General features: G+C 48.1%; 6 protein-coding genes and 2 pseudogenes. 5 read left to right on the forward strand and 3 right to left on the reverse strand.

The features are described 5' to 3' along the window. Positions 1–118: 118 nt before the first annotated feature. A pseudogene (locus tag DIJ65_RS15715) lies at positions 119–988 on the forward strand (sodium:solute symporter family transporter); the annotation flags it as partial. Between the two features lie 168 nt (positions 989–1,156). Here the strand turns inward: DIJ65_RS15715 and DIJ65_RS15720 are convergent. Beyond that, the gene (locus DIJ65_RS15720) at positions 1,157–2,707 is read right to left on the reverse strand and encodes a BCCT family transporter (protein ID WP_071151994.1); all 1,551 of its coding nucleotides are present in this window, start codon (positions 2,705–2,707) and stop codon (positions 1,157–1,159) included. Between the two features lie 186 nt (positions 2,708–2,893). On the opposite strand from DIJ65_RS15720, the gene DIJ65_RS15725 reads away from it, so the two are divergent. Further along, entirely contained in the window at positions 2,894–3,598 is a 705-nt protein-coding gene (locus tag DIJ65_RS15725; protein ID WP_117300813.1) for a VOC family protein, read from the forward strand. A gap of 90 nt (positions 3,599–3,688) precedes the next feature. Next, positions 3,689–4,960, forward strand: a complete 1,272-nt coding sequence (gene hflX / locus DIJ65_RS15730; protein WP_117300801.1) for a GTPase HflX — start codon at positions 3,689–3,691, stop codon at positions 4,958–4,960. Between the two features lie 418 nt (positions 4,961–5,378). On the opposite strand, the gene DIJ65_RS15735 is transcribed toward hflX, so the two are convergent. Beyond that, positions 5,379–7,097 carry an ABC transporter ATP-binding protein gene (locus DIJ65_RS15735; protein ID WP_117300803.1) on the reverse strand — a complete coding sequence of 573 codons (1,719 nt, stop codon included), beginning with the start codon at positions 7,095–7,097 and terminating at the stop codon, positions 5,379–5,381. A gap of 347 nt (positions 7,098–7,444) precedes the next feature. On the opposite strand from DIJ65_RS15735, the gene DIJ65_RS15740 reads away from it, so the two are divergent. Continuing rightward, positions 7,445–8,845, forward strand: a complete 1,401-nt coding sequence (locus DIJ65_RS15740) for an LVIVD repeat-containing protein (protein WP_117300805.1) — start codon at positions 7,445–7,447, stop codon at positions 8,843–8,845. A 248-nt stretch (positions 8,846–9,093) separates the two neighbouring features. Further along, entirely contained in the window at positions 9,094–9,729 is a 636-nt protein-coding gene (locus tag DIJ65_RS15745) for a phosphatase PAP2 family protein (RefSeq protein WP_142836512.1), read from the forward strand. A gap of 199 nt (positions 9,730–9,928) precedes the next feature. Here the strand turns inward: DIJ65_RS15745 and DIJ65_RS15750 are convergent. Continuing rightward, positions 9,929–10,117, reverse strand: a pseudogene (locus DIJ65_RS15750) (ammonium transporter); the annotation flags it as partial. Between the last annotated feature and the right edge of the window lie 133 nt (positions 10,118–10,250).

Consider the following 10,250-nt stretch of genomic DNA (forward strand, 5'->3'; position numbering starts at 1 on the left):
AGGCTTGGGCGTGAGCCCGCGGAAAGCGCGCACCGGAACAGAAAGCAACCGTTCCATCGCCTTATTTTATCAACTTTTGAGATAAAATATGAGAAAAATACTTGACTGCGCATAAGAAAGCATCCGCGCAGTTGACCCTACTTTCCTTAACTTTACAACTGGTGCCTCGGTAATCGGAGTCATTTCCGCTGCGGCATGGGGCCTTGGTTACTTCGGACAGCCCCATATCATTGTCCGTTTTATGGCGATCAAGACTTTGAAAGAAGTCCGGGTTGCACGCCGCATCGGTATCGGCTGGATGGTTCTAAGTCTGATCGGAGCTGTTTCAACAGCGCTTGTCGGGATTGCATATTTCCAGCAGAATCCAGGTGCTACATTGACAGATCCGGAAGCGGTATTCATCGCACTCGGACAGATCCTGTTCCACCCGCTTATTGCTGGCTTAATGTTGGCGGCAGTATTAGCGGCAATTATGAGTACGATTTCATCCCAATTGCTCGTAAGTTCATCGGCATTGGTGGAAGATTTGTATAAAATTGCATTCAAAAAGAAAATTTCAGATACCATCGTGGTAAATCTGGGTCGTGCCGGTGTCTTGCTGGTAGCCTTATTGGCTGCTTTCCTGGCATGGGAAAGAAATGCGACAATCCTTGAATTGGTGGCTTACGCTTGGGCAGGCTTCGGAGCTGCATTTGGCCCGCTGATTCTCCTGGCCTTGTTCTGGCGCAAATTTACAAGCATGGGCGCACTCGCAGGCATGATCGTTGGTGCCGCTACTGTCATCATCTGGGACTTGATTGGTACATCGCCGGATGAACCTGGCGCAACTGAAATGACCAATTTCATCGGCAGTGTTTACGAAATCATTCCAGGATTCATCCTATGTTTTTTTGTTGCATGGTTGGTAAGTCTTGTTACTTACAAACCGAATCCTGAGATCGAAAAAGAGTTTGATGAAACTGTACGTTTGATTAATGAAGAAAAGTAAAAAAGCGACGTCCTTTAAGTTCTGAAAGGCATAAGACAGACCAGCACTGTAGACTAGACACTGGGTTTTCTTATGACCCGAAAAGCTGGGCCACGTCTGATCAAAGAAAAAAAGAAAAAGCTCAACCCTTCCGTACGGATAGGGTTGAGCTTTTTTTGATTTTATTCTTTATTTCCGCTGATCCTTGCGGGCTTCACGTTCCATTTTCTTGAACTGGCGCAAATCCGATTTGCGGATCGGCGGCGTTTCATCCCGAAGGAGCTTCACGAACGACCACACCATCAGCAACAACAGCACGGTGAATGGAAGTGCCGAGATCAGGGAAGCTGTCTGAAGGGCTTCGAGTCCGCCGGAGCGAAGCAGCACTGCTGCGATGGAGGCCATCAGGACACCCCAGATCAGCTTAAAGGCTGTAGGTGGATTCAAGCTGCCGTGACTTGTCATGCTCGCCAGGATATAGGTGGCAGAGTCGGCAGACGTTACCAGGAATGTGAAAATGAGCAGTATGGCTGCGATTGACATTATGGATGTCAGCGGCAGGACATCGAATGTCTGGAACAATGCGGAAGTAAGGTTATTATTGACCGCTTCTGCAATTCCTGTTCCATTATTTAAATCATAGTATAAAGCGGTTCCGCCGAAGACGGCAATCCAAACACAGGCGATTGCCGGTGGAATGACCAGTACGCCAAGGACGAATTCACGGATTGTCCGGCCGCGGGACACCCGGGCAACGAATGCGCCGACAAATGGAGACCAGGCGATGGCCCATGCCCAGTAGAAGATGGTCCAGCCACGGACCCACTCGCCGTCCGCATAAGGTTCCATGCGCAGGCTGTATTGGACGAAGTTGGTAATATAATCTCCCAAAGCAAGGGTGAAGGTTTCCATGATAAAGACAGTAGGGCCAGCGAAAAATACGAATACCATCAGCACCAGGGCCAGGCCGAGATTCAAGTTGCTTAAATAAGCGATCCCTTTATGCAGGCCAGTAGATGACGACAACGTATAGGCGGCGAACATGACGCCGATGATGATCAATTGGATGGTGAACGAATCTTCGATGCCGAATACCGCGTTCAGGCCGCCGTTCATCTGCAATACGCCCAGCCCGAGGGAAGTGGCAATTCCCATGACTGTAGCGATAACGGCCAGCGAATCAATTGATTGCTTGATCAATGGCCTTGAACCGGTGACGGGTTCGAGGGCAGTTGACACCAAACCGGATTTCTTTTTTCGGAATTGGAGAAAGCCGATGACCAGTCCGACGATGGCGAAGACGGACCATTGGCTGACACCCCAGTGGAAGAAAGAATAGCCCATTGCAATGCGTGCCGCTTCCGGGGTTTGTGCTTCATTGCCAAAAGGGGTGGTGAAGAAATGGCTCATCGGTTCAGCGACGCCCCAAAATACAAGGCCAGCGCCGAAGCCGGCTGAAAACAGCATGCCAATCCATGTGAAAAAAGGAAACTCGGGGCGATCCGTGTCGGCTCCGAGGCGGATATTGCCATATTTGCTGATGGATATAAAGATGAGGAAGAGGGTAATGATGAATACAGCCAGCAAGTAAAACCAGCCAAAGTTATCGGTTGTAAAACTGAATAGTGTGTTGGACACTGCCTTGAATTGTTCGTTTGCGAGTGCTCCAAGGAGTACCAGCAGCAGTAAGACTACTGTTGACACAATAAAAACGGGGTTTGTCCATAATTTTTTGTCCATGTCGACCTCCTATATTAATATAAAGATATTTTCTGTATACCCCAGACTATCGAAAATAAAGCCGGAAAACCACTGTTATGGGAAGAATCAAAGGTTTTAGTGAAAATAATGAATAAGTGTAGGGGAAAAGGTATTTGACAAATCATGGCGAAACTTATTGTAATCGGGGAAAAAGGAGTGGAATGGATGAAGTTTGATCATGTCGTGCATTTTATAGAAGGAACTCCGGAAGGGGCGGTAAGTTTCTGGAAACAGCAAAATCTTCATGCAATCATCGGGGGACGCCATGAACAATGGGGCACCCGAAATGCGTTGTTGTACGGCCAAGACAGTTATGTCGAATGGCTGGCCCTTGAAGACAGGGAAACCGCGGAGTCCGCTGACCATCCCTTGACACAATTGCTGTTGCACAATGGACCGGGCTTTGGCACCGTCTGCTTCAGGACTTCTTCTATCCAGGAATTGAATCAACGTTTGAACGAAGCCGGTTTCCAGACAAGCGGCGTACTGGACGGAAGCCGGAAAACGGACGATGGAAGGCTGATCGAGTGGAAGATGCTGTTCATCAATGAGGAGCCGTCAGCCCGCTTACCGAATCCGTTTTTCATCCAATGGAATGAAACGGATGAAGAGCATAGCCAGGGGCTTCGGTCTGTCGGAGCCATCAAGCCGGAAAGTGGAAACCTCGTTTTGGAACGCTGTATTTTCGGGGTGGAGGATGTGGAAGAGACAGGCAACAGGTGGAGAGAACTTCTGGGGGGAAGCCTGCAATTGGCCAATTGCCTGATCGAGTTCCGGAAGCTGGAAGGGAAAAAAGAGAGACTTGAAGAAGTTCACTTCAAAAATGCCGAAGAGCAGATTATATACGAAAAAGGTATTTACCGGATATAATGGCTTGAATTCAAAAGCTGGCCGCTGCTGTGATAAAATAGACAGATTAGAAGCGGCAATGTTAAATTGGCCGCAAAGGAGAATGTGCATATGGAAACATTGATTGAAAAAGCAATACTTGTCGGCGTACAGCTCCAAAAAGACATGCATTTCACTTATGAAATGGATGAACTGCGGAATCTGGCTGAGGCCTGCAACGTGGAAGTGCTAGGTGAAATTACTCAAAATCTTGAACGCATCAATCCTTCCCATTACGTCGGTAAAGGGAAAGTTGACGAGCTGAAAGCTTTATATGAGGAAACAGACGCGAATTTGATTATATTTAACGACGAACTGTCTCCTTCGCAAATACGGAATCTTGAAGAAGACCTGGAATGCAAAGTCATTGACCGGACAATGCTGATCCTGGATATCTTCTCGCGTCGCGCCAAGACGCGTGAAGCGCAGGTCCAGGTGGAGTTGGCCCAATTGCAGTACATGATGCCAAGGCTCATCGGACTCCGCGCATCACTCGGGCGACAGGGCGGCAGCAGCAGCGGGGGAGTGGCAAACCGTGGCGCCGGTGAAACAAAACTGGAACTTGACCGCCGGAAAATCGAAGATCAGATTTCCAAGCTGCATAAAGAACTTGAACACATCAAAGACCAGCGGGTGACCCAGCGCAAACAACGGATGAAAAAAGGCATGCCGGTCGTGTCGCTTGTCGGTTACACGAATGCCGGCAAATCTACGGTCATGAATGAGCTCCTCAAAAAGACCGGGCAACAGGAAGAGAAACAGGTCTTTGAAAAAGATATGCTTTTCGCTACTCTGGAAACATCCGTACGCCAGATTCTGCTGGATGACAACAAAAGTTTTCTCTTGACCGATACGGTGGGGTTTGTCAGCAAACTGCCGCATCACCTGGTGCGCGCATTCCGCTCGACACTTGAGGAAGCACGCAACGCCGATCTGCTGCTTCATGTCGTCGATGTTTCACATGAAGAGCACCGCCATATGATGGATGTCACCGACCGGACGCTCCATGAAGTGGGCGTAGAAGACATCCCGACCCTCTATGTCTATAACAAATCGGATCTTGCGGGTATTCCGCACCCGAGAACAAACGGTGATAGTTTGTGGATTTCCGCCAAAAATGACAAGGGGCTGGATGAACTGCTGGAAATGATCAAACAGCGTATTTTTGCCGACTACGTGACGTGCCGGATGGTCATTCCCTTTGAGCGCGGCGATATCGTAGCCCATCTTAACGAAACGGCCACTATCCGGGAGACGGAGTACGAAGAAGAAGGCACGTCGTTGACGGTGGAACTGAGCCGGACAGACTACGACCGTTATCAGGAATTTATCGTAGGTAAATAAAATGTAAAAAGCAGGCTTCTGCGGAAACCTGCTTTTTATGTGGTCGCATTTTTAAAATACGATCAACTATGGCTCGAATACGATCAACTTTTCCGAAAATACGATCAACTTCCATCAAAATACGATCAACTCGCAAAAAAGCGCAGCCAGAGAAATTCCGGCGGCGCTTTTTATTGTCCAGACTCCAACGACCCAGCTCTTCGGGTCATAAGCCACTCCGACTGTGCGGCAAAGGACGCCGCTTCGGAAGTTCATCTTAAGCCTTTCGGAGCTTAACGGGTGTTGTCGCTTTTCTTTTGTCCAGACTCCGGCGACCCAGCTCTTCGGGTCATAAGCCATATCAGCTGCGTGGCAAAAACCGCCACTCTGCTGTTCTGTCTTATGCCTTTCAGAGCTAAACGGGTGCCGTCGCTTTTCGTTATTGCTGAAACTGGATGCGGTGCAAATTCGCGAAAATGCCGTCGTGTTCAATCAATTCGCTGTAACCGCCCTGTTCGGCGATGCCGTCTTCCGTCACGACGATGACGCGGTCTGCGTCGCGTATCGTCGCCAGTCGATGGGCGATAATTAACGTTGTCCGGTTTTCCGCCAGTTCGGTAAGAGCTTCCTGGATGACACGTTCCGTTTCCGTATCAAGGGCGGAGGTGGCTTCATCCAGAATCAGGATCGGCGGATTTTTCAGGAACATGCGCGCAATGGCGAGCCGTTGTTTCTGGCCGCCGGATAATTTCAACCCGCGTTCTCCAATCTGAGTTTCATAGCCATCCGGCAGTTTGCGGACAAAGTCCTCCAGGTGGGCTTTGCGGGCAGCCGCAAGGATTTCTTCATCGCTCGCCCCTTGTTTCCCGTAGGCGATGTTTTCGCGGATTGTACCGGTAAACAGGAAGACATCCTGCTGCACGATGCCGATATGAGAGCGCAGCGAATGCTTGGTCATGTCCCGGATATCGATGCCATCGATGGCAATGGAACCCTGCTGAATGTCGTAAAAACGAGGAATCAGGGTGCAGATTGTCGTTTTTCCCGCACCGGATGGTCCGACAAATGCGATGGTTTCCCCTGCCTGCAGATTCAGGTCAATGCCGTTCAACACTTTTTTATGGTCGTCATAGCCGAAGTGGACATTGTCAAACGTGATATTGCCTTTTAAGCCGGTAATCGGCTGTGCCCCCTTTTTATCAACGATATCCGGATCCTGGTCGATCAGTTCGCGGAAGCGGCTGAAGCCGGCCATTCCTTTCGGATACAATTCGAGCAACGCACTGATTTTGTCGATCGGCTTGATCAGCACATTCAGAAACAGCACGAAACTGACCAATTCGCCGTAGCTCAATTCATTCTGGTAGTTCAGCCATGCGCCGTATACCAGTACAACCAGCGTTAAAAGACGCGTCATCATGTAAATGCTGGAATGGGTGGCGGCCATCACTTTATAGGCCACAAGCTTGGCGAGGCGGAAGCTGCCGTTATCTTTTTTGAAACGGTTGATTTCAAATTCTTCATTGGTGAACGATTGCACAACGCGGGCGCCTGAAACACTGTCTTCCACACGGCCGTTGACGTCGGCGATTTTGCCATACATACTGCTCCAGGCGGAATTCATTTTGATGTTGCAATAAGTGATCAGCCAGATCAGGAATGGCACAACAATCAGTGTCACCAGAGCCAGTTTCGGGTTGATCCAGAACATGATGCCGAACGCACCGAAGAACGTCATAACGGCAATGAAAAAATCTTCCGGCCCGTGGTGGGCGAGTTCGCCGATGTCGAAAAGATCATTGGTGATGCGGCTCATGATGTGGCCGGTTTTAATATTGTCGAAAAAGCGGAACGACTGTCGCTGAACGTGGGTAAAAAGTTCCTCGCGCATATCGGTTTCAATATTGATGCCGAGCTTATGTCCGAGAAAACTGACGATGTATTGCAGGAACGTGCTGACCAGGAAGACTGCCAGCAGGAGAATGCTTACGGTAACGATGGTATCCCATTCGCCGCTCGGCAACAGTTCATCGATGAAATATTGGACGGCCACCGGAAACGCCAATTCCAATATCGCGACGGTGACCGCACTGGAGAAATCGATGATGAAGAGCCGTTTATGCGGCTTATAATACTTGAAAAAATGCGTTAAATTCAAAAAGTCCACCTCTTATGTTTTCTGCGCGGGCAGTTGCGGCTCGCGATTTTTTGATGCTCATAAAGAAAAGTATAGTCGAAAAACGGAGAATAAACGATTGGTATTCCGGAAAATGAAATATTTAATTGGATGAAAAAGATTTAAATTGGTTCCTTCTGTCCGGATTATGGGTAAATAGGGCGGCGGATGAAAATTCAATAGGGCAGGAGTCACAGGGGTGAATATACCATTTGGTTTATTTTTAGAATATTTTAACAATAAGATGCTCGGGGCGTTGTAATTGGAAATTACCTACAATATACTAATTATGGAATTAAAAAATATTTTACCCAATAGGAGGAAAATTGATGATCAAGAAACCTTTTGTAAACACAATGCTTGCAGCAGTTCTTACTTTATCGATAGCTCCATCTGTTCTTGCCCATGACGAATTCGATAGTTCGGGAATCGCCAAAGGGGAGCGCAGCGTGTTCTCCAACGAGGAAATTCTGAACTTGAGTGACGCCAAAATGGAAGGGGAAAAGAATCTGTTGCACTTGAAGGAAGCTGGTTCAGTTCAGCTTAAGGAAGTTGACGGTGTTCAAAACAACACAGCCGATGTCTATGCCCACAAGGGGTACGCGTATGTCGGGACTCATACAGCGAATGGCGGGAACGGCGGCGTCCGTGTATTCGACTTGAAGGACCCGGCAAATCCGGTGGAAGTAGCGATGTTCGCGAATGATGACGTTGCAAATTCATGGCAGGAGAAAGTCATTGTCAAAAGTATCGATACGCCGGATTTTAAAGGCGACCTGGCTGTGGTCAGTGTCCAGAAATTAGACCGCAACGCTGAAGGTGCAGGCGGATTCCTTCTATATGATGTCACTAATCCGGAAGCTCCGGAAAAACTCGGTTATTGGGAAACCTATGAAAATACTCGAGGAACCCATGAATTGTATTTGACAATGCAGGGAGATAAGGCGCTTGTACTGGCGTCCAACCCATACGCAGACTATTACAGTAAAGGCGAGCACAAGGATTTCACTATTGTTGATGTCACAAATCCGAAGCAGCCTGAAACGCTTTGGGAATTCGATCCACGCATGTTAGAGGAAGTGCCTGCTGACTTTAACGGGTACCACTGGAATTCTCCTGACGGCAAAACCCGTGCTGTTTTCGACCACAGTGTGATCACTGACGACACCGGCCAGTTTGCCTATGTTTCCATGTGGGATCTGGGCACTGTCATTTTTGACATTTCCGATCCGGAAAACCCGGTACATTTGAGCAGTACGGATTTTGCTTCAGATCAGCAGGGGGCAGCCCATTCCGCAGCCTTGGCCAAAGGCGGAAATGTCCTGATTGAAACGCGTGAAGTCTCTTCGCCTGTGCGTGAAGGCTACGAGGAGTCATACGGTTATACCCGTATTTTTGACATCAAGGATAAAGAAAATCCTGTATTGTTGAGCGAATTCAAAACCGATCTGACTGAAAAAGTGGAAGATGGGCGGACATTTGCCAATACTGTCCATGACCCGAAAGTCCATGGCAATACTCTTTACTTGAGCCATTACGCTGGAGGAGTTTATAGCGTCGATATCACAGACCCGGCGAATCCGAAGCAAATCGGCCAATATACACCGGACCAGGCGGATGTCTGGGGAGTCTTTGTTGACCGGAACTATGTTTTGGCATCCGATATGGGCCAGGGATTGAAAGTGCTCATGAAAAACAACGCCAAAAATCCACAAAGAATTAACGAATAAAAAATGAATCCAAGCCGTTCTCCTTTTCTGAGGAGGACGGCTTTTTATGCGGGAAATTCCAGCCCGATTTCGGTGGAAAGGAAATTCGGCTCTGAATCAAAACTGGCTCATTTAATCACTCCTCCTATTTACCGGGTGCGACAGGCTGATGAAGGAATGAGGGCTTCAACTTACAGACAATAAATTTTGTTCCTATAGAAGGAAGGTGGAAGGCTTCTGTGATAAACTGAATATACTGAAGAAAGAGGGTGGAGGCTATCAAACGTCTATTCTATCCGCTGGGAATGGCGACTTTGATTGGTTTTTTTGCAATCTTGACGAGCTATACGAACGAAGGGTTTTTGGAGCTGGATCTGCGCACGATGGAATGGTTTCACGGCAACATTCTGCTGGATGCAATGAGTGTTTTCGGAGAACCTTGGGTAATTTTTACGGTAAGCCTGGGTCTCATTGTTTTCCTGTGGGTGAAGCGGCAGAATTTTAGGGGAATGTTTTTTGTTTTTCTGACAGTCGGAGTCGGGAATATCCTGAATCAGCTGATGAAGTACTTTTTTATTGATGTAAGACCTGATCTGCCGCGGGGTCTGGAGACTTTCGGATATCCGTCGAGCCACGCAATGGTTGGATTATTATACCTCTTCACCCTGGCTTATTTCATAACGGACCGTATCGTGACCAAAAGCATCCGCTGGCTCATATGGCTTCTTGCGGTTTTGCTGGTGGCTGCTGCAGGCTTATCGCGCGTGGCGGGCGGCGAACATTTCTTCTCTGACGTACTTGCCGGCTGGTTTGCCGGCTATTCGATCTTTGTGGCAGTGGCAGTGTGGTATGAGTTTCGCGAAAGGCGATTCCGGAAAGAGATTGAAGAAGAGCGGTTTGAATGACAAAGAACAGGGAAAAAGGATGACCCATTTATCGGTCATCCTTTTTCTGTCTGCAAAAATTACCTGCTGCTTCTAAGATTTTTGGATTTCGGCGCTGTCACCCAATTGGTTCAGGCGATGCGCAAAGGAACTTTCGGGTGCTGTGTTACTGCCTTTCAGCACACCTTGTATGGAATACCCTTGCGAACCGTGCTCGGCGAAATCCGATGATGAAGTATAAAATAGAACCAAGTGAAACGGTGATTAAGTTTTTCATCAAAATATTCAAGGTGTTTTTTGAACGTGTAAATCCGGTTTCCACCATGGCGAAGCCTGCATGCATAAAGAAGACGAGCATGGCTCCAAGCATCACCCAAACCATATCCACTGAACTTTGTACTGCTTCCATCCAATCTCCTCCTCGTATAGTATGTTTAAGGTCCTTACGAACCTGACTTTTCACTTCATTATTTTCATCAATCAAATAGCTTGGACGTCCCGGGATATTTCTAGATAATGGTCGTAGGATCATTTGGGACAAT

Origin of the sequence: Planococcus salinarum (assembly GCF_007004625.1) — a bacterium.
Lineage (GTDB): Bacteria > Bacillota > Bacilli > Bacillales_A > Planococcaceae > Planococcus > Planococcus salinarum.

Coding starts and splice junctions, on each gene's coding strand:
- DIJ65_RS15725 (WP_117300813.1), top strand. CDS start 2,894: ATGAAGTTTGATCATGTCGTGCATTTTATAGAAGGAACTCCGGAAGGG.
- hflX (WP_117300801.1), top strand. CDS start 3,689: ATGGAAACATTGATTGAAAAAGCAATACTTGTCGGCGTACAGCTCCAA.
- DIJ65_RS15740 (WP_117300805.1), top strand. CDS start 7,445: ATGATCAAGAAACCTTTTGTAAACACAATGCTTGCAGCAGTTCTTACT.
- DIJ65_RS15720 (WP_071151994.1), bottom strand. CDS start 2,707: ATGGACAAAAAATTATGGACAAACCCCGTTTTTATTGTGTCAACAGTA.